The 19,788-nt window shown below is 59.2% G+C and carries 20 protein-coding genes; 7 read left to right on the forward strand and 13 right to left on the reverse strand.

Annotation, left to right across the window (positions count from 1 at the left end; all coding sequences use genetic code 11):
• The first annotated feature begins 156 nt into the window (after window positions 1-156).
• On the forward strand, window positions 157-1,722 hold the full coding sequence (locus tag FDP25_RS04225; RefSeq protein ID WP_154149239.1) for a 2-isopropylmalate synthase: 1,566 nt from the start codon (window positions 157-159) through the stop codon (window positions 1,720-1,722).
• Between the two features lie 51 nt (window positions 1,723-1,773).
• Here the strand turns inward: FDP25_RS04225 and recO are convergent, their stop codons facing one another.
• Window positions 1,774-2,511 (reverse strand): DNA repair protein RecO, encoded by a 738-nt coding sequence (gene recO / locus FDP25_RS04230; RefSeq protein ID WP_154153099.1) that lies wholly within the window; start codon window positions 2,509-2,511, stop codon window positions 1,774-1,776.
• A gap of 73 nt (window positions 2,512-2,584) precedes the next feature.
• On the opposite strand from recO, the gene FDP25_RS04235 reads away from it, so the two are divergent.
• The 5 genes from FDP25_RS04235 to FDP25_RS04255 are packed head-to-tail and all read left to right on the forward strand — an operon-like array spanning window position 2,585 to window position 6,497.
• Window positions 2,585-3,256: a DUF4178 domain-containing protein gene (locus tag FDP25_RS04235; protein ID WP_246175758.1), complete on the forward strand. Its 672-nt coding sequence runs from the start codon at window positions 2,585-2,587 to the stop codon at window positions 3,254-3,256.
• The gene (locus FDP25_RS04240) at window positions 3,253-4,548 is read left to right on the forward strand and encodes a DUF4178 domain-containing protein (protein WP_172982744.1); all 1,296 of its coding nucleotides are present in this window, start codon (window positions 3,253-3,255) and stop codon (window positions 4,546-4,548) included. The genes FDP25_RS04235 and FDP25_RS04240 overlap by 4 nt, the downstream gene beginning before the upstream one ends.
• A 6-nt stretch (window positions 4,549-4,554) precedes the next feature.
• Window positions 4,555-4,716 carry a hypothetical protein gene (locus FDP25_RS04245; RefSeq protein ID WP_154149244.1) on the forward strand — a complete coding sequence of 54 codons (162 nt, stop codon included), beginning with the start codon at window positions 4,555-4,557 and terminating at the stop codon, window positions 4,714-4,716.
• A gap of 15 nt (window positions 4,717-4,731) precedes the next feature.
• Window positions 4,732-4,956: a DUF350 domain-containing protein gene (locus FDP25_RS04250; protein ID WP_154149246.1), complete on the forward strand. Its 225-nt coding sequence runs from the start codon at window positions 4,732-4,734 to the stop codon at window positions 4,954-4,956.
• Window positions 4,953-6,497, forward strand: coding sequence for a polyamine aminopropyltransferase (locus FDP25_RS04255; RefSeq protein ID WP_154149248.1), 1,545 nt, complete (start codon window positions 4,953-4,955; stop codon window positions 6,495-6,497). The genes FDP25_RS04250 and FDP25_RS04255 overlap by 4 nt, the downstream gene beginning before the upstream one ends.
• On the opposite strand, the gene speD is transcribed toward FDP25_RS04255, so the two are convergent.
• The 11 genes from speD to FDP25_RS04305 all read right to left on the reverse strand — a co-directional run bounded on the left by speD (window position 6,482) and on the right by FDP25_RS04305 (window position 16,679).
• Complete coding sequence (speD, locus tag FDP25_RS04260) at window positions 6,482-6,844, reverse strand: adenosylmethionine decarboxylase (protein WP_154149250.1); 363 nt, start codon at window positions 6,842-6,844, stop codon at window positions 6,482-6,484. The genes FDP25_RS04255 and speD overlap by 16 nt on opposite strands.
• A 42-nt stretch (window positions 6,845-6,886) precedes the next feature.
• Window positions 6,887-8,254, reverse strand: a complete 1,368-nt coding sequence (locus FDP25_RS04265; protein WP_154149252.1) for a sigma-54-dependent transcriptional regulator — start codon at window positions 8,252-8,254, stop codon at window positions 6,887-6,889.
• Complete coding sequence (locus FDP25_RS17030; RefSeq protein ID WP_172982745.1) at window positions 8,251-8,388, reverse strand: hypothetical protein; 138 nt, start codon at window positions 8,386-8,388, stop codon at window positions 8,251-8,253. The genes FDP25_RS04265 and FDP25_RS17030 overlap by 4 nt, the downstream gene beginning before the upstream one ends.
• 1 nt (window position 8,389) lies before the next feature.
• Window positions 8,390-9,688, reverse strand: coding sequence for a c-type cytochrome (locus FDP25_RS04270; RefSeq protein ID WP_154149254.1), 1,299 nt, complete (start codon window positions 9,686-9,688; stop codon window positions 8,390-8,392).
• Window positions 9,688-10,902 (reverse strand): formate dehydrogenase subunit gamma, encoded by a 1,215-nt coding sequence (locus FDP25_RS04275; RefSeq protein WP_154149256.1) that lies wholly within the window; start codon window positions 10,900-10,902, stop codon window positions 9,688-9,690. Before FDP25_RS04275 ends, FDP25_RS04270 begins: the two co-directional genes overlap by 1 nt.
• A 112-nt stretch (window positions 10,903-11,014) precedes the next feature.
• Window positions 11,015-11,608, reverse strand: a complete 594-nt coding sequence (fdh3B, locus tag FDP25_RS04280) for a formate dehydrogenase FDH3 subunit beta (protein WP_154149258.1) — start codon at window positions 11,606-11,608, stop codon at window positions 11,015-11,017.
• Window positions 11,609-11,620: 12 nt separating this feature from the next.
• On the reverse strand, window positions 11,621-14,518 hold the full coding sequence (locus FDP25_RS04285) for a formate dehydrogenase subunit alpha (RefSeq protein ID WP_154149260.1): 2,898 nt from the start codon (window positions 14,516-14,518) through the stop codon (window positions 11,621-11,623).
• A 118-nt stretch (window positions 14,519-14,636) separates the two neighbouring features.
• Entirely contained in the window at window positions 14,637-14,828 is a 192-nt protein-coding gene (locus FDP25_RS04290; RefSeq protein WP_154149262.1) for a ubiquinol-cytochrome c reductase iron-sulfur subunit N-terminal domain-containing protein, read from the reverse strand.
• 50 nt (window positions 14,829-14,878) lie between these two features.
• Window positions 14,879-15,508: a TorD/DmsD family molecular chaperone gene (locus tag FDP25_RS04295; protein ID WP_154149264.1), complete on the reverse strand. Its 630-nt coding sequence runs from the start codon at window positions 15,506-15,508 to the stop codon at window positions 14,879-14,881.
• Window positions 15,505-16,143 (reverse strand): DUF3306 domain-containing protein, encoded by a 639-nt coding sequence (locus FDP25_RS04300; protein WP_154149266.1) that lies wholly within the window; start codon window positions 16,141-16,143, stop codon window positions 15,505-15,507. Before FDP25_RS04300 ends, FDP25_RS04295 begins: the two co-directional genes overlap by 4 nt.
• Window positions 16,140-16,679, reverse strand: coding sequence for a DUF3305 domain-containing protein (locus FDP25_RS04305; protein WP_154153102.1), 540 nt, complete (start codon window positions 16,677-16,679; stop codon window positions 16,140-16,142). The genes FDP25_RS04300 and FDP25_RS04305 overlap by 4 nt, the downstream gene beginning before the upstream one ends.
• 378 nt (window positions 16,680-17,057) lie before the next feature.
• Between FDP25_RS04305 and FDP25_RS04310 the strand changes: the two genes are divergently transcribed.
• On the forward strand, window positions 17,058-19,019 hold the full coding sequence (locus tag FDP25_RS04310; protein WP_154149268.1) for a 4Fe-4S binding protein: 1,962 nt from the start codon (window positions 17,058-17,060) through the stop codon (window positions 19,017-19,019).
• Here FDP25_RS04310 and FDP25_RS04315 read toward each other — a convergent pair.
• Window positions 19,013-19,765, reverse strand: a complete 753-nt coding sequence (locus FDP25_RS04315; protein WP_154149270.1) for a hypothetical protein — start codon at window positions 19,763-19,765, stop codon at window positions 19,013-19,015. The two genes, FDP25_RS04310 and FDP25_RS04315, sit on opposite strands and share 7 nt — an antisense overlap.
• Between the last annotated feature and the right edge of the window lie 23 nt (window positions 19,766-19,788).

The raw sequence follows: 19,788 nt of genomic DNA on the forward strand, positions 1-19,788 counted from the left end.
ATATCCTTTTCGGCCAGACGCCCCGCAATGCGGGTTGCGTTTCCGTCCTGCTACTCCTAAGCCGCCTCTGAGCGTGCCATCATCCGGCGCGACCGCTCAGAGGGTGTGCTTTTTCTCTTTCGCGCCAATGGCTTAGGATAACGAACGAGACCCGACATGACTGATACTTCCAAAGACCGCGTGGTGATTTTCGACACCACCCTGCGCGACGGCGAACAATCCCCCGGCGCCACCATGACCCACGATGAAAAGCTCGAAATCGCCGCCATGCTCGATGACATGGGGGTTGATATTATCGAGGCCGGTTTTCCGATTGCGTCCGAAGGTGACTTCCGCGCCGTTTCAGAGATTGCCAAAAATTCCACTAACGCAACGATCTGTGGTCTGGCCCGGGCCAACCCCAAGGATATCGACCGTTGCTGGGAGGCGGTGAAACACGCGAAAAGCCCGCGAATTCATACGTTTATCGGCACATCCCCCCTGCACCGGGCGATCCCGGACCTCACGCAAGACGATATGGCCGAGCGGATTCACGAGACGGTGACACATGCCCGGAACCTCTGTGACAACGTGCAATGGTCGCCCATGGATGCGACTCGCACCGAGTGGGATTACCTTGCCCGTGTCGTCGAAATCGCCATCAAGGCCGGCGCCACCACCATCAACATCCCCGACACCGTCGGCTACACCGCCCCTGTCGAATCCGCCGAGTTGATCCAGCGCCTGATCGCCGAGGTGCCCGGCGCCGACGAGATCGTCTTTGCCACCCACTGCCACAACGACCTGGGCATGGCGACAGCCAACGCGCTTGCCGCCGTGGCCGGTGGCGCACGTCAAATTGAGTGTACTATCAATGGCTTGGGTGAACGCGCGGGCAACACGGCCCTGGAAGAGGTCGTGATGGCCCTCAAGGTGCGCGGCGATATCATGCCCTATTACACCGAGGTTGACAGCCGCAAGATCATGAACATCTCGCGCCGCGTCGCCACCGTTTCGGGCTTCCCCGTGCAGTACAACAAGGCCATCGTCGGCAAGAACGCCTTCGCCCATGAATCCGGCATCCACCAAGATGGCATGCTGAAGAACGCCGAAACCTTCGAAATCATGCGCCCCGAGGATGTGGGCCTGACCGAGACCAACATCGTTCTGGGCAAACACTCGGGCCGCGCCGCCCTGCGCGCCAAGCTCAAGGACCTTGGCTATGACTTGGCCGAGAACCAGTTGAACGACATGTTCGTGCGCTTCAAGGACCTCGCAGACCGCAAAAAAGAGGTTTATGATGAAGATCTTATCGCCCTGATGCGCGCGGGCGAGGACGAAGCTAAGGATCGGCTTGTCGTCAAATCCCTGCGCGTCGTCTGTGGTACTGGCGGCCCCGCCGAGGCCGAATTGGTCATGACCATCGACGGCGAGGAAAAGACCGCCAAGCAAACCGGCGACGGCCCCGTGGATGCGACCTTCAAGGCCGTGCGCGAGTTGCACCCCAACTCCGCCCACCTGTCGCTCTATCAGGTGCATGCCGTGACCCAGGGCACCGATGCACAGGCCACGGTGTCCGTCCGGCTGGAAGAAGACGGCAACATCGCCACCGGCCAATCGGCAGATACCGATACCGTGGTTGCCTCGGCCAAGGCCTATGTCAACGCGCTCAACCGTTTGCTGGTGCGGCGCGGGCGTGTTGGTGAGGATCAAAAAGAGATCAATTACAAGGACGTATCGTAAATACGCCCGCTTGATCGCGACCAAAGCCCGGCCCTTTCGGCCGGGCTTTTTTCATGCCTCGCCCGCCCGTGACCGCAGCCGGTCAACAAACCTCTGCCGCGCACCGGGCAACGGCGTGTTGCCCATCTCGGGTGCAAGGTGATTATGCAGGAAATGGCCAGTGACGCGAAACGCCTCGACCAGTTCCGCGTCCGGCGCGGGCCCTTCCCCCAACAGGCAGGGCGGCAGCGGCAAGAGCTTATCGGCCCATTCCCCGGCCCCGGCCCGCGACACCGCGCGCCCGGTTCGCGGCGAGACAAAGCTCAGGTCATTGGCCTGTCGCCCCAGCACCGCACAGGTCGTCAGGTCGAGACCAAAACCCATGTCGTCCAGAAGGGTCAATTCCCACCTAAGATAGGCCAGCGGCCAGATTTCGGATTGCCCCAATAGATCAAGTAATTGCTCGGTTTGTTCGTAAAGACGCGCATGCGCTTCCCGCTCGGGCAGGCAAAACAGCAAAAGCGCGGTCACCGCATTCAACCCCGCCAACGAAAGCCTGTCCCCCATGGACGCCGCCGCACGTGAGCGCAAAGGCTCTACCGTGAACGTCCCGATGTGATCCTCCAGACGCGCCCGCCACATCAGGTCAAGCTGCGCGCCCGGCTGCAAGACCGGGGCCAACTTACGAGAGGTCCCCCCCCGCACGACCCCCGCATGCCGCCCGCGCGCGGGCGTGAATACCTCGATAATCGCCGAGGTTTCTCCATGCGTTCTGCTGGATAGAAGTATACCCTGATCGCGCCATTCCATGAGCGCATAGGACACCAGCCAGCGGGCAATGCCAAGGGGACAAGTTTCTTGTAGCTGGCAGTTCCATTTGCACATGACCTGCGGCATAGTCGCGTGGTGTTTCATTCGGTTTCGCGGGACGCTTTCGGCCATGGTCAACACCACATGCCCCAACTGCGGCAACGATGCCGCACCCGCATTGGAGAGCCTGCGCATGACCACCTGCGCCTCTTGCGGGACCACGCTTTTCATTCACGACGAGCGTATGGAACTGGCCGGGGAACAGGGCGTCATGCATGAGGCGTCGATGTTGTTTGGCCTCGGCGACAGGGTGATCCTGCCCCGCGGTCACTTCACCGCCTTGGGGCATGCTCGCTATAGCTATGGGCGCGGGGTCTGGGATGAATTCTGGGGACTGGACGAGGAAGACATGCCTTGCTGGCTGAGTGTGGATGAGGGCGATCTTGTCTTGCAATATGCCCTCCCCACGAAACGATACCCCGATGTGAACAGGGTCCCCCTACTCGGTCATGTCTTTGAATGGGACTATACGCGGTTCACTGTCTCCGAGTTGGACGAAGCCAGTTGCGTCGCCCTGCGCGGATCATTTCAGGACGTTCCCGAGGTCGGCGAGACCTACACGTTTTTCAATTGCACAGGCGACGATATGCGCCTGCTGTCCGGTGAATTCTGGACAGGCGGTCAAGCATGGTACATCGGCCATTGGCACGATCCCTTCGAGGTCCGGGTGGAGCGCGCCGCATGACCCGTCTGGACGGCCCGAGTGCGATCAACTGCCCCTCCTGTGGCGCGGGTCTGGACATCTTGGGCGGCGGGCGTGTCGTTGTGCAGATTTGCAGTTATTGCGGCACGGAACTGGATGCACTGAACGACTATCGCGCCCTTCGGAAATTCACCGAGATGGAGCGCCCTGAAACCCCGTTTTCCATCGGCATGCAAGGTATCATCGACGGAGTGGAGTACACCATCATCGGGACGCTGGGGATGATGGAACGCTGGCGCGGCATGACCTGGCGATGGGTGGATCATCAGCTTTATTCACCGACGCATGGTTATGCCTGGCTTACCTTCGAGAACGACCACCTGATCTTTACGCGCCGGTTCCGCCGCCCGCTGAACCCGTCGTGGATGTCGACCCGTTGGGTCGAAACCGCCGAGGCACCCCCCGTGGTTTTCGACGGGCGTGAGCGGTATAAATACTATGAAACCGTCACATCCGAAATCACCTTCGCGGAGGGCGAATTCACATGGGTCCCGAACATCGGGGACAAGGCGACAACGGTCACGGCCATGTCGCACAAGCATATGCTGGGGTTCAGCGACACGGGCCGGGAACGCGAGGTCGAACGGTCAAAGTACCTGCCACAGGATGAGACATTCACCTCCTTCGGCGTCGTGCCCGAGTATATGCCCGGCAAGGTACATCCATTGCAGCCCTACAAAGCCGGGAAGAATGATGCATTCCTGCGCAATTCGGCCCTCGTCTTTTGTGTATTGGCCTTGGTCGGAATGATCTTTGTGAAAGGCACCGAAAGACGACATGTCGTCCTGCCGCCTCGGACCTTCCAGATCACGGAGCTGCCCCAGGAGGTCAGCTTTGAGATCACCGATACCGAGAAACTCTCTGCCCTCAGTTTCCAAACTGATGTCGACAACAGTTGGGCTTGGCTTGAGGTTGCCCTCTATGGCCCGGATGGTGCCCCCCTGTTCGACGCTGGGCGCGAGGTGGGGTATTACCATGGGCGCGACGCGGATGGTCGTTGGACCGAAGGATCGCGGCGTACGACACTTCTCTTCCGCGCCGAAGAAGCGGGCCAACATACGGCCGAGATTTCCGTGCCGGAAAAGGGCACTTGGTATGGCAGCGCACAAGAGATTTCCCGCCTCAGCGTTTCTGCGGATCAGGGGCGTTCCAGCATTCTCTGGCTTGGCCTTTGTGCCCTTCTTTTCGGATTGTTTTTTGTCTGGCGGGGGGCCAAACCCGCCTTGCACAAAAGGGCCCGTTGGCGCGGGTCCGACTGGACCGATGAGGATTGAGCCCCGATGACACCCTTTCGCGTCATATTCCTTTTGGCCTGCGTGCTGATCCTTGGGGGCAGCGGTTACCTGTCCTACTTTGGCATCTGGCGCGAAAGTTCCGATCTCAACACCTCCGTGCGCGCGGGCAGCGGGGGTGGGTATTATTCGAACACCCGTGTGAAATAACGCAACGAGGATACAATGGATCTTTTTTCCGCCATAGCCCTGCCCGAGGTGGTGAGCACCATCGTTTACACCCTGTTGGGCGTCGTCTTGATGTGGGGATGCTGGAAGGTGATTGACCTGCTCACGCCCTTCTCGATCGTCAAGGAAATCGAGGACGGGCACAACATGGCCCTTGCCGTCCTGATCGGGGCTTTGTTCATTTCGCTGTCGATCATTATCGCGGCTGTCATCCTGTCATGACACAAGCCGCCCCCGCCACACGGCGGCGGGAACTCTGGCTTTTGGCGGCGACCTTCCTGGTGGCGGTCGCGGGCCTGATCTATGAGTTGGTCGCCGCGACACTGTCGAGCTACCTGCTGGGCGACTCGGTACGCCAGTTTAGCCTTGTGATCGGGTTGTTCTTGTCCTCCATGGGTCTTGGTGCGTGGCTGTCGCGGTATGTGGATGAGGCCCTGACAGGGTTCATATGGGCTCAGATCGGGCTTGGCGTCATTGGCGGGTTCATGGCGCCGCTGCTTTTCTTTGCCTACGCGTTTCTGGGCCATGTGGGCCTTTTACTTTACAGTATGCTGGGGCTTGTGGGCATTCTGGCCGGTATGGAAATCCCGCTGATCGCGCGGGTTCTTGAGAGTGAAGGTGCGCATCGTTTCCGGTTCGAGAATGTCCTGACCGCCGACTACCTCGGGGCGCTGATCGCCTCGGTCGCCTTTCCGATTATCGTGGTGCCCTTCCTTGGGCTGATGTCGGCAAGCCTTGTATTCGGGTGCCTGAACCTCGGGGTGGCGGGTTTCACACTTTGGCTGTTTCGTGAACGGCTTAAACGCGGTGTATGGCTGATTTGGGCCATAGCGCTTGTGGCATCGCTAGGGGCGCTTGTTCAGGCCGAACGTCTGGTCAATGTCGTCGATACCAATCTTTACGAGGATGACATTATCCTCAATGAGGCCACTTCATACCAACAGATCACCGTGACCCGGTTTCGCGATCGCGTCCGCCTGTTTCTGGATCGGTCTATCCAGTTCGACACACTGGATGAGCACCGCTATCACGAAGCCTTGGTTCACCCCGCGCTGTCACTAGCCCCGCGCAAGGCGAAGGTTCTGATCCTGGGTGGCGGGGACGGCATGGCCGCACGCGAGGTGCTGAAGCATACAGAGGTCGAAACCGTCACGCTGGTTGACCTCGACCCAAGGGTAACCGAACTGTTTCGGGATCACCCCAAACTGGCACGGCTGAATAATCATGCCCTGAGCGACCCTCGCGTCACGATCCATAATATGGATGCCTGGAAGTTCATCGAAAACAGCGACGCGATCTACGACATCATCATCGCCGACCTGCCTGACCCACGTACGATCCGCCTGTCGAAACTCTATACCCGTGCCTTTTACAACCTGATGGCACAACGTCTGTCGGCGCAGGGGGCCTTCGTCACACAAGCGGGATCGCCCCTTTTTGCGGGAGATGCCTATTGGTCCGTGGTTGAAACATTGGAAGCCGTCGATAACCCTGCTGCGGTTGACGGTGAGCTATCAACCCTGCCCTATCACGTGCATATCCCCAGCTTCGGCGACTGGGGGTTCGTATTGGCGACACCCGACGCGCTTCGGCAGCATTCCCTTGTCTTATCCGAAGGGCTGAAGTTCCTGACGCAAGACGTCTGGCAGGCTTCCCAAGTATTTGGTGTGGACGTTGCGCGCCGTCCGGTCGATGTCAACACGCTGCAATCCCACCCCTTGGTAGGCTACTACAACTCCGGTTGGGATCACTGGTTCCGCTGAGCCGAACGTGCGACTTCGGTCAACTTGACGTCATCAGGTTCGAGCAGCTTTGAAAGATGGTCAGCAGCAAGACGTGCGTCTGCGGCCCCGCACATGAAAATATCAATCGCCGCATAATCCAACTCGGGCCATGTATGGATCGAGATGTGCGACTCGGCCAAAAGCAAGACACCGGTAACCCCGCCCCCCTTGCCGAAATGATGAAACCTGGCGTCGATCACCTGCGCGCCCGCCTGTCTTGCCGCATCGCGCAAAACTTCCTCGAGGCGCACGGCGTCTTGCGCGAAGCGCCCACCGTAATGATCAAGGATCAGGTGGCATCCGGGCAGATGATCGTTGGTTATCATGCAATTTGTCTAGCCGAGGATGCCGGGCGGTGGAAGGTGCGATCACACGCCCCAAGCCGCACATTTCCGATCAACCGTCTTACGTGACACCCCAAGCCTGCGGGCTGCTTCTGCGCGGTTGCCGTCACAGGCGTCCAACACATTCAGGATGTGTCTTTGTTCCACCAGTTCGAGCGTTTCGACCGCCTCGGCTCCGGTGACGGTACCTGCACCCGCGAACTCCTCGGGAAACTGTCCAAGAATGACGGAGCGTTCGATCAGGTTACGCAACTCCCGCACGTTTCCGGGCCAGTCGTAGCGGCTCAGCTTCAGGAGAACCTCTTCGTTCATGTCGAGCGCAGGGAGGCCAAGAACGCGGGAAAATTCGCTCATGAACAGGGTCGCAAGTTCGACGATGTCCTCGGTGCGTTCGCGCAAAAGGGGCATCTCGATATTCATCACGTTTATTCGATGATAAAGATCTGCCCGAAACCGCCCCGCCGCCACTTCGGCTTCCAAATCCGAGTTTGTGGCAAAGAAAAACCGCAAATTCAGGGGTATGTCCCGCTCGGCCCCGGTTGGACGGATGCGGCAATCCTCCAGAACACGAAGCAGGCTGGCTTGAACCTGTTCCGGCAATTGCGCCACCTCATCCAGGAAGAGCGTTCCGCCATCAGCGTGCAGAAACAGACCATCCTTGCGAATCCTGTCTGACTGAATCACCCCAAACAAATCATCGGCAATGCGATCAGGTGCAATTGCCGCGCAATTCACCGCAACAAAGGGTTTTTCCGCCCGGTCGGACATTCCATGCAGGGTGCGTGCGGCGATTTCCTTGCCCGTCCCACTGGCCCCGGTGAACAAGACCGAGGTCGGCAATGGGGCCATGCGTTCCAGCATATCACGCACCTTGGCAATGGCCGGAGAATTGCCCAGTAAGCGCCCCCGCGCCGTCTGGCCGATCTCTGACAGTTCATGTTTGAGCAGGTCGTTTTCGCGACGAAGATACTTGCGATCAAGGGCACGTGACACCGCATTGAGGATTTGGTTGGCGCGAAATGGCTTCAGCACGAAATCCGCCACACCTGCGCGCAATGCGCGAATGGCTGTATCAAGATCGGCATAGGCCGTTATCAGGATTGCATCCGCGAAAAGGCCGATGCGTCGCTGTTCAGCCAGCCAATCCAGACCCGTTATATCGGGCATGATATTATCAAGAATGACCAGGTCAAAATGCGTATGGTCGAGATACTCGGTCGCCTGTTTACAAGAGGCCGCCTGCTCGACCCGTTTGCAGTGCGGCTCCAACACTTTGGTCAGGAAATTGCGCATTCCCGGTTCGTCATCGATCACCAAGATCGAAGCAACGGCCAGATTTTCACCGTATTCGCTACTATCGCCGCGCGCGCTATCCTTGAAGGGTGCGGTCATTCGGAGGCGTCACCCAGTCGCACGGCGTCTCCTGCCGAGACATCCTGTGCAGAAAAACCGGCCTCATTTAGTCCGTAGTAGGCCCCGACCATGATGATAACGGTCGCGGCGAATGCGGTGTACATGGCTTTCATCTCAGTTCTCCTTGGTGGCCGTTGCCTTGCGTAGATAAGTGATCAGATCCTGCCGGTCGCTCTTGGCCGTAATACGCTGCATCGGCATCTTGGACCCGGGAATATAGTGATCGGGCCCCATATCGAACAAGGCATCGATCGTTTCGTCCATCCAGATGATATCGGCATTTTCCAAGGTTGGCGAATAGGCGTAATCCGACAAGCTACCGGCCTTTCGACCGAAAAGCCCATAAAGACTCGGTCCCGCCTTGCGGGATGGCGGCGGGGTCAGTGCATGACAGATGGAACATTTACGCATGAACTGCCGCTCTCCGTTCGGCATGTCATCAGGGTCGCGCAGGAAGCTACGCTCCATGCCACCGGCAGGCTCGAATGCGTCCAGAAGTTCCACGGGCCACGAGTAGACGACATCGCTCAGGCCCGCTGCGAGAATGTTTTCACCCGTGGCATTAAAGGCAAGAGCCCAGACCGGCCCACGCTGCATGGCCCGAAAATCACGGGTGATCTGCCAGTCGTTGGTGTCGATCACCATGATATACCCATGCCCATCCCCCACAGCCAACTGCCCAGTTTCCGCATGATGCGCCATGGCAAGAATCGGACGCCGGTCCAATGAGAAATCCCAAAGTTCCATGCCATCCACTGGATCAATCACCCTTGTCACGCCGTCCACGGCGCCATAGGCCAGCCAGTCATCTTCGGGTCCAAGCACGATCCGGTTAATGCCGAAGCCCTGATCGATCAGTATCCGATGATTGCCGGTTTCGAGGTTCCAAATGCGGACCGTGCCATCGGCGGATGCCGAGAACAGTCGCCCATCATGTCCGAATGCAACCGCGTTGACCGGCCCTTCATGCCCTTGAAGAAAGGCGGGGGTACCGCCCTCCGAGGGCCAGATACCGATGCTGCCATCCCAACTCGCCGAGGCCAGAGTTCTGTAGTCGGGCGACAGTGCAAGGCCCATGACCTTGCCTTGATGCCCCTCAAGGCGCTTGTGTCCGGCGCGCTCCAAATCCCACAAAAAGATCGAGAAATCATCTGCGGCCGAGGCCAACCACCCATTGCCCAAGAATATAACGGTGTTCACCGCCGCATCATGGCCTTCCAGCCATGTCGGTGTCCGAGCCTGCCACAAGCCGACGGAATTGTCGAAACTCGCCGTGGCCACCTGATCGGTTGCATGGTTCACCGCAATCCCCATGACCGGGCCACCATGACCCTTCAGGGTCGTGAATTGCTGACTGGCCGCCGGAAGGGCGGCCAACAGCAGGATGAGGCAACTGGCACCAAGAGCGCGCATTATTCCGCAGGGCTTGAGGCCTTGCCGGGCGTGGGGGCCCTGTCTTTTTCCTGCAACTCTTCCAGCCACAGCGAATGGTGCTCTCGCGCCCATTGCTCTTCAACCTCACCCGATCCCATGGCATCGAACGCACCTTCCATCCCGACCGAACCGATATAGATATGTGCCAGTATGATCGCCATCAGGACAAAGCTGATGATCGCATGCCAGGATTGGGCCAGTTGCATTTCCTCATGCGGCGCCAGATCGGTTGGCAAAGCCCCGTAGCCAACCAATTGCGGCAGGCCCAGATCGTTGAGGATCGCGAATGTCTTGGCAAACATCGGGATCTCAAAAGGAAAGAGAAGCGACAGCCCCGATGCCGAGATTGACGCCCCCAAAAGGATAACTGACCAGAAGATCACCTTCTGCCCTGCATTGAACTTCTTGGCAGGTGGATGAACGCCTTTCTTGAAGATACCACCGCCGACAGCCAGCCATTTGAGGTCAGTCTTGTTGGGAATGTTGTGCACGACCCAAAATACGAAGGCGAGGACCAGGCCCAACATAAAGGCCCAGGAGATGTTATTGTGAATCCATTTTCCAGATACCGCGATTGTCGCAAAGGCCTCATGCCCGAAGGCCGGAATCAGGAACTTGCGCCCCAGAAGCGAGATCAGACCGGTAACCCCCAGAACGACAAATGACCCAGCCATCAACCAATGGGCAAAGCGTTCCATGAATTGAAACCGCGTTACGGTGCGTCCGGTCTTCTCACCGTCGATCCGGATACGCCCACGAAACAGATAGAACAGCACGAGCACACCAAGCGTGCCAATCAGGCCCCACCCGCCATAAGTGGTAAGCGGCCCTTGCCGGAACTGAAGCCAGGCCATGCCGCCATCCTGAACAAGGACCTTGGCCTTTTCCCCTCCCGCAGAGACCTTCACATTGGCTTCGTTGAACCGCAGGTCGCGCCAGACTTCGGCATCCGAAGCGCCGCCAAGCGGCCCCAGACCCGGCGCGTAGGTTTCCGGTGCGGGTGCTTCATCTGCCGTGTTGTGGCGATAGCTGTTATCGACCTTCTCGCCGCGCTGACGGGCAAGGATATCTTCCAGCGTGGTCGCCCCACCCGTGGCGGAGCGGTCGGTTTGCGGGACGTCCGTTGCCTCTTGCGCGGCAACGGGGGCCGCCAGCAGCAAAGACAGGATAAGCGTGTACAGAAGACGGGTCATGACGATCTGTCCAGTATATCAGGTGAATGGCGATACGGTCGGGCGGCCAATTTGCCGCCCGACCGCATGTCACAAAGCAGGGAAACGCAGCAGCGTTTCCAAGACCGAAAGGTCAGCCGCCTTTTTGCTCATATGCGGTTCCCCAGCCCCAGGCACCGGTGCCGAACCCGCGCGCGACGACACGCTCGCGGTAGATCGCCGACACGACGTCGCCATCACCGGCCAGAAGTGCCTTGGTCGAGCACATCTCGGCGCAGATCGGCAGTTTGCCTTCCGCGATCCGGTTGCGCCCGTACTTCTGGAACTCGGCTTGGGAGTGGTTTTCTTCGGGGCCGCCGGCGCAGAAGGTGCATTTGTCCATCTTGCCGCGGCTGCCAAAGTTGCCTGCTTGCGGGTACTGCGGCGCGCCGAAGGGGCACGCGTAGAAGCAATAACCGCAACCGATACAGAGGTCTTTGGAGTGCAGAACCACCCCATCCTCGTTCTGGTAAAAGCAGTCTACAGGACAGACCGCCATACAGGGTGCATCTGAACAGTGCATACAGGCGACCGAGATCGACCGTTCGCCGGGCTTGCCATCTTCGATGGTGACAACTCGACGGCGGTTGATACCCCAAGGCACCTCATGCTCGTTTTTACAGGCAGTGACACAAGCGTTGCATTCAATGCAGCGTTCGGCGTCACAGAGGAATTTAGCTCTAGCCATTTCCGTTTCTCCTTATGCTGCGCTGATCTTGCAGAGAGTCGCTTTGGTCTCCTGCATCTGTGTGACCGAGTCATAGCCATATGTCTGGGCGGTGTTCGTCGATTCACCCAAGACATAAGGATCAGCCCCTTCGGGATATTTGCTCCGAAGGTCCTCGCCCTGATAGTGGCCCCCGAAGTGGAAGGGCATGAAGGCAACGCCTTCTCCCACCCGTTCGGTGACCATGGCCATGACCTTGACCTTGCCGCCCTCGGGCCCTTCGACCCAGACATCGCTGCCGTCCCGAACACCAAGGTTATTGGCATCACGCGGGTTGATCTCGACAAACATGTCCTGTTGCAGCTCGGCCAGCCACGGGTTCGACCGGGTTTCGTCCCCGCCGCCCTCATACTCGACCAGACGACCAGATGTCAGGATAATCGGGTAGTCTTTCGAAAAGTCCTGCTTCTGGATCGACGCATAGAGAGTGGGCAGACGATAGTCGTGCCGGTCCTCGTAGGTGGGATAATCCTCGACCAGATCGCGCCGGTTTGTATAAAGCGGCTCGCGGTGCAGCGGCACCGGATCGGGGAAGGTCCACACGACGGCACGGGCCTTGGCGTTGCCGAAGGGTGCGCACTCATGCTTGATCGCCACCCGCTGGATGCCGCCCGAAAGGTCGGTTTTCCAGTTGGTTTTGGGGCCAGCAACCGCATCAATCGCGGCACGCTCCTCATCGGTCAGGTCGCCATCCCATCCAAGGTCCATCAGCATTTGCATGGTGAACTCGGGATACCCGTCCTGAATTTCCGAATTCTGGCTTGCAACGCCCTCGGCCAGAAGGTTGTCACCATCACGTTCCACACCAAAGCGGGCGCGGAAGGTCAGGCCACCCTTCGAGACGGGCTTGGACATATCATAGAGGTTCGGCGTACCCGGATGCTTCATCTCGGGCGTGCCCCAGCTTGGCCACGGCAGACCATAATAGTCGCCATCGGCAGGCCCACCAATCGCTTGCAGCGTCGTGCGGTCGAAGGTGTGCTGGTTCTCCATGTGCAGCTTGAGTCGCTCGGGCGACTGCCCGGTATAACCGATCGTCCACATACCGCGGTTGATCTCGCGCAGGGTGTCCTCGATGTTCGGGGTTACCCCGTCATCTTCAAGCGCGATGTTGCGGAACATACGATCATGGAAGCCGAACTTCTTAGAAAAGAGGCCGATGATCTCGTGATCCGACTTCGACTCGAACAGGGGTTCGACAACCTTGTCGCGCCACTGGAGCGAGCGGTTTGATGCCGTGACCGAGCCCTTGGTCTCGAACTGCGTGCAGGCCGGAAGCAGGTACACGCCGTCTTCCCGGTCATGCAGCACCGCCGAAACGGTTGGATAAGGATCGACCACGACAAGCATGTCGAGCTTTTCCATCGCCGTTTTCATCTCGGTCATACGGGTCTGCGAGTTGGGAGCGTGGCCCCACAGAACCATGGCTCGAACGTTGTTCGGTTGGTCAATGTTTTCCTTGTCTTCAAGGATACCATCGATCCAGCGGCTGACGGGAATACCCTTCAGGTTCTGGAGCGATTTTTCCTTGCCGTCCGCACCCGTCAGCGTGTCGAACTGACCGGCAAGCCATTCGGGGTCTTCACCCCAAACACGAGCCCAGTGACCCCAAGCGCCTTTCGACAATCCATAATACCCCGGCAGGGTATGGCTGAGAACACCAAGGTCCGTGGCGCCTTGCACGTTGTCGTGGCCGCGGAAGATGTTGGTGCCGCCCCCCGAGGTGCCCATGTTGCCAAGAGCCAACTGCAAGATGCAGTAAGCACGGGTGTTGTTGTTGCCGTTGGTGTGCTGGGTGCCCCCCATACACCAGATCACGGTACCGGGGCGGTTGTTCGCCATGGTACGCGCCACACGCTCAAGCTGGCTACCGGGGGTGCCGGTCACCCGCTCGACTTCCTCGGGCGTCCATTTGGCCACTTCTTGCTTGATCTGGTCCATCCCCCAGACACGGGTGCGGATGAACTCCTTGTCCTCCCAGCCGTTCTCGAAGATGTGCCACAGGATACCCCAGACAAGCGCCACGTCACTGCCCGGACGGAACCGGACATACTCATCGGCATGTGCCGCCGTGCGGGTAAAGCGCGGATCGCAGACGATGAGGGGTGCGTTGTTCTGTTCCTTGGCCTTCAAAACGTGCAACAGCGAGACAGGGTGCGCCTCGGCCGGGTTGCCACCGATGATGAAGATCGCCTTGGATTTGTGGATGTCGTTGTAGCTGTTGGTCATGGCGCCGTAGCCCCATGTATTGGCAACACCCGCAACAGTGGTCGAGTGACAGATCCGCGCCTGGTGATCGACGTTGTTCGTTCCCCAATAGGCGGCGAATTTGCGGAACAGGTAGGCCTGTTCGTTATTGTGCTTGGCCGAGCCCAGCCAATACACGCTGTCGGGGCCGCTTTCCTCGCGGATGTTCATCATGCCGTCGCCGATCTCGTTGATCGCCTGCTCCCAGCTGATGCGCTTCCACTCACCACCCTCTTTCTTCATCGGGTATTTCAGGCGACGCTCACCATGGGCGTGCTCGCGTACCGATGCCCCTTTGGCGCAGTGCGCACCAAGGTTGAAAGGGCTGTCCCAACCGGGCTCTTGCCCGACCCAGACACCGTCTTGCACCTCGGCCACGACCGTACAACCGACCGAGCAGTGCGTGCAGACAGATTTCACAGTTTCGACAGCGCCGTTCGCTGCCGTGGCCGCATTGGCCTTGGTTACGGTGCCACCTGTGGCCCCGATCGCGGCAAGGCCACCAATGGCCAGACCGCTGCCGCGCAAAAAGGCACGGCGGTCGACGGATTTCCCGGCGACCTCAGACAGGATACTTGTCCGCTGGGGGCGTCTCGCAACCCCGTTGGTCTTTTTCCTAAGCATGTTTTCATCTCCTCCCGAGCGATCCCCAAGAAACGGGCGTGCTGGGTACTAAGGTTATCCACTGAACAGTCGGGCCAATCGCAACCAGTCGTCAGCGGGTCGGGTTGATATCGTCCGGTCAGAACCGGGCGCTATCGAGGTAGGCGCGCGTATGCGCGGTATCTTGCAATCTGGTCGATGCAAGATCGGGTTCGGCCGCTTCAGCCTGCCCGCTGGTCGCTGCCGTCACGACCGCAACCGCGGGCGCACCGGTGGCGGCCATCTTGAGAAAATCGCGGCGGCTTGTGCCGTCCTCAACTTTCTTTGACATGAGAGTCCTCCTCTCTGGTTATGACGGGCATGCCCGCCAGTTAATGCGGATTACTCCGCGCTCATCCGGAAGCCTTCGGCCTCGATTTCCATAAACACCCGGCCAACAGCGCCGACCGGGGCATAGAAGACAGAGTTCTTTGCGGCTTCCAAATCCGTGAAAAAATGTCCGGCCCAAGGGCCGATATGCTTGTTGAAGAAGGTTTTCTGATCATGCAAAGGCGCGGGCTGTCCGAACCGCCCGCGGATCAAGCCCGCCATCATTTCCATGCACGAGGCGATATTATCCTCGGGTTCATAGACGTTTTCGGCACGGGTCATGCCCCGCGCGGCCATGTCCCGGCGCAACGTTGCCAAGGGCTTCTCGTTCAGGAACCCCGTCAGGTAATAACTGGCGTAGGGCAGAAGCTCTCCCCGCCCCAAGCCAATGAAAAGGGCATTGAATTCGCGTTCGACCGCAGGGGGTTTGATATGCTTTGCCACCCGTGAAAGTGCACCGATTGCAGTTCCAAGCTCACCTTCATCTCCGCTCAGCGCCTTGGTCTTGTCCAACAGCGCCTGATCGGGTGGACCAGACAGCAGGACACCAAGAAAATCATAGAGATCCGCGCGCAATTGGTCTTCAACCGCAATGTCCTGTGGCACTTTGGGCTGCTCCATCGTGACATTCTCCATCGTCATACTTGCGCCCCTTGTGTCGTTTCGAAGGAAAACCGCATGCGGCGGCGAGGTCGGGCCGAGGGCTCGTCCGACGACGGGTCATCATAGGCCAATACGACCGTTTCCGCCGGGGATACATCCAGAACGGCAAGTCTTTCATCCAGAACGGCAATGCTTTCATCCGCCTCCGGGTCGGGGCCGGCATCCTGCTGACCATCCTCGCCAGCCTCTGCCGACGCCTCTTTGACCTCGGCTTGTCGCGCCAATTCTTCGACATGCTTCAACATGCCCTTGCCCACCTGATAGGCCGTTTGCAGGTTTTCGACGACCGTGGCCCCATTGGTAAAGTCTTCGCCATAGTCGAGCAAACCGTCGAGATTGGCGAGCGCCGGGTTGGACGTCCAAAGCCTGCGTAGCGCACGGCGCCGAATCCGGTCAGGCACGGCCTTGGCCATGAATGCCTTGACGTCATCGCCCGGTTGAAGGGTGTCAGGATCGGGTAACCCCAATTCCTCCAACACCTCGTCGTCCGTTTTCTCTTCAAGCGCCGCCTCTCTCTCAGCGGCCTCGCGCGCCTCAACGGCACGCGTCTCTTCGTGCTGTTCTTCCAGCACCTTGGCCTTGCGGCGGGACCAGAAATCATTCGGACGGCTCAATTCATCCTCCCTTTGCGGACCTGTGGGGCGGTGTAGACATCATTCAACTGGTGAATACGCGGGTCGCCGATGCTGTGTTCGACACGATCGGTCCGCACCCTGTCACGGCGGCGTTTCTTGAACTCCTCTTCCACGTGATGGGTATCGACAAATCTTTGGACAAAGGCCATCAAGCCATCGGTCATGGGTACCTTTTCGATGATCTCTTCACCACTGTCGGCATAATCCTGTGCCTCGTAGGGTGAGGCCGTGACCAGCACCGCGTCCAGCGGCGGGCCATCCACCTCGTCGCTTTCTCGTAAAACGACATAGATCGACGGGGTTCGCGCCGCCAAGCCATGCAGATATGCATCGGTCTCCGCGCCATGCAGTTCAAGCGTCAGAGTCGCGGCATGGTATTCCACGGCATCCCCCTCCCGACGTATCTCACGCCAATCGGCATCCGCAGCACCCGGCAAGACGGCGATCGCCTTCCACGCCCACTTTGCCCATCGGGTCGCACCCGGCGTGCGCCGAATGACCACGCCAAGCGGCATTGCCTCGTACCGTGCCGGATTGTGAACCACTCCGAGCCTCCCCAGTTTCGGATGTATCCAGACTGGTACAGTTTTCAGACCACTCAAAGTAAAAACTGCATCCCGCGGCACACAATCAACAGACAGGGACAGTTTGGGCAGTCACGATCCAGACAATTCACGTCTTCGGTCAAAAAGTCCTCACAACCTGACGAAGCGAAACAAAGTGAGCTGGACGGAAACGCTCGAAATGAGAATCAAGTTCTCCCGGAATTCGGCATGGCGTGACCATTATCACCGCTCAAATCTTGTTTACGACTGGAACGAATCATGCGTACCTTTGTCTTCCAAAGGCGTCACGCTACGCCCCGAAAACACTCAAACTCCAACAGGAAAACCATGGCTAAGCGCTTGATTCTGTGCAATTGTTCCGGAACCCAAAAGCTTGACTCAGAGGCGATCGAACAGGCGGTTGGCTTGCCCTGTTCACAGGTACACTCAGCCCTTTGCACCGGGCAAATCGACCGGGCCATCGAGGAAATTGGGCAGGGAGACTCCATTATCTGCTGCCAACAAGAGCAACGTATTTTCGAGGAGATCGCGGTCGAGTCCGAGGGCAAAACACCGGCATTCACAGACCTGCGGGATCGGGCCGGATGGTCGGATGACCCCCGCCCGAAACTACCCAAAATGGCCGCTCTTTTAGCCGAGGCCACGCTAAATGCGCCGCCCGAAAAGACCGTCGATGTCATTTCCGAAGGGTTGTGCCTGATCATTGGCGGCTCGGATGTAGCGCTTGACGCCGCCGAGAAACTGGCGCCAATTCTGGGCGTCACCGTTCTTCTGACCGATGACATTCCGCCTCCCGAAAGCCGCGATTTCGATGCGATCCGCGGCGACCTGAAGCGTGCAGAGGGGGCACTGGGGCAATTCCGGTTGCGCATAGACCGCCTGCAACAGGTCGATCCCACGGGGCGCGGACCGCTCACGTGGACAGAGGCGCGGGATGGTGGCCAGACCGAGTGTGATGTGATCCTTGACCTCACCGGCGAAACGCCGCTGTTCCCTGCCCCGCAAAAGCGCGAGGGCTATCTACGCGCCGACCCGGGCAGCCTGCCCGCCGTTGCGGATGCCGTGTTGCAGGCGTCACAGCTGATCGGCACCTTTGAGAAACCGCTTTACGTCGCCACCGAGCCGCTGCTTTGCGCCCACTCCCGGGCGGAGAAAACCGGCTGTACCAAATGCCTCGATCTCTGCCCAACCGGTGCGATTAGCCCCGATGGCGACCACGTCACGATTGATCCAATGATCTGCGCCGGATGTGGGGCCTGTTCGGCGCGCTGTCCATCGGGGGCGATCACCTATGACGCACCGGCCCCTGACATGATCTTTCGCCGCATTCATACCCTTGCGTCGGCCTATCGCAAGGCAGGCGGTGAGGCGCCGCGCCTCTTGGTACATGACACCGGGTTTGGCCGTGAGATGATCTCTCTCGCAGCTCGCCATGGCCGCGGTCTGCCGGCCGATGTGATCCCGCTGGAGGTGCCTGCCTTGTCCGGTTTCGGGCATGCCGAAATTCTGGCCGCGCTTGCCTCGGGGTTTGCGGATGTTACGCTCCTGCTCGCACCGACCACGGAACGGGACGCACTGGATCAGGAGGTTCCACTCGCTCAAGCCATGTCGGAGGATAGCAAGGTCGTGGTTCTCGACGTGGCCGAGCCTGACGCGCTGTGCGATGCTCTTTACGGGGCCAAGGATGCGCCGCAGCCTTGCGAGGCCCCGATCCTACCCATGGGGAGCCGACGGCAGGTGGCACGACTGAGTGCCAAGGCCCTCCATCAAGACGATACCACCGCCCTGCCCTTGCCCGAAAACGCCCCCTATGGCGCCGTTCTGGTCAATGCCGACGCCTGTACGCTGTGCTTGTCCTGTGTCTCGCTTTGCCCTTCGGGCGCACTGGTCGACAACCCGGACATGCCGCAATTGCGCTTTCAGGAGGATGCCTGCCTGCAATGCGGGCTATGCGCCAATGTCTGCCCCGAAGACGCGATCAGTTATGAGCCACGCATGAACCTTGCCGACGAAGCCCTGACGCAGGTCGTCCTGCACGAGGAAGAGCCCTTTGCCTGTATCGAATGCGGCAGCCTCTTCGGGGTAAAATCCACGGTCGAAAATATTACCGAGAAACTGGCCGGCAAGCATTCGATGTTCGCCAATGACAACGCGGCGCGAATGATCCAGATGTGCGACAATTGCCGCGTCAAGGCGCAGTTCCATTCGCAGGACAATCCCTTTGCGGGCGGCGAGCGCCCGCAAACCCGCACCACGGACGATTACTTCAGCAAGCGCCGGGATCACTGATGCTGCAACGGAGCGCCCAGATCGGCGGGTTCGATCGCCGAAACATAGGCCAGGATCGCCTCAAGATCCTCCAGCGTCATTTCGACGGGGATGATCGGCGACGGGCGGTCGATGGGAAATGGCGGTGTGACATCTGCGATCTGGGTAAAGGCGGGATGCGGGTTGAGGGCGAAAAACGTTTGAAACCGCTGGTCCCAGTTCCGCATGGCGCGCAGCACGAAAAACGACGGCGTGGAGCCGATATCGTTCATGCGTTCGGCGGCATCCACGACATGGCAGCGTCCGCAAAGCTTATCCGACAACCGCTTGCCAAGCACTGCATCGCCGTCGAAAGAAACCGCCACCACCTCGTCCTCTCCGGTTTCGGGCAGGGTAAAGGGCGCACTGCCATCAACCTGAAAACTGGTGATCGTACGCTTGCCGATGTCACCGCCAAGCCACGCATCAAGGCGGCTGACCCCTTCGATGTCGTTCAGAACCATCAGGTTCCACGTGGTGTTCGGGCCTTTGAACACGGCTTTACCCACGTTCTGGCTGGTCAGCACCAGATCGGCTTCGGCATCCTCTGGGACGATCTCGACACGCACACCGGTTTTAAGGGAAAACCGCGGCAGAACATACTGCAACAACCCGCTATCGACCAATCCCGGCGGGGCCGACAGGCGCAGTCCCTCAGCCGCCTTTCCCTTGCCCGCCGCAAGGTGCAGGATAAGGGCGAAGATACAGAGGCTAACAAAAAACCGCATGGCGCCTAGAGTAGAAACTCAAA

This window comes from Roseovarius bejariae (assembly GCF_009669325.1).
GTDB classification, from domain to species: domain Bacteria; phylum Pseudomonadota; class Alphaproteobacteria; order Rhodobacterales; family Rhodobacteraceae; genus Roseovarius; species Roseovarius bejariae.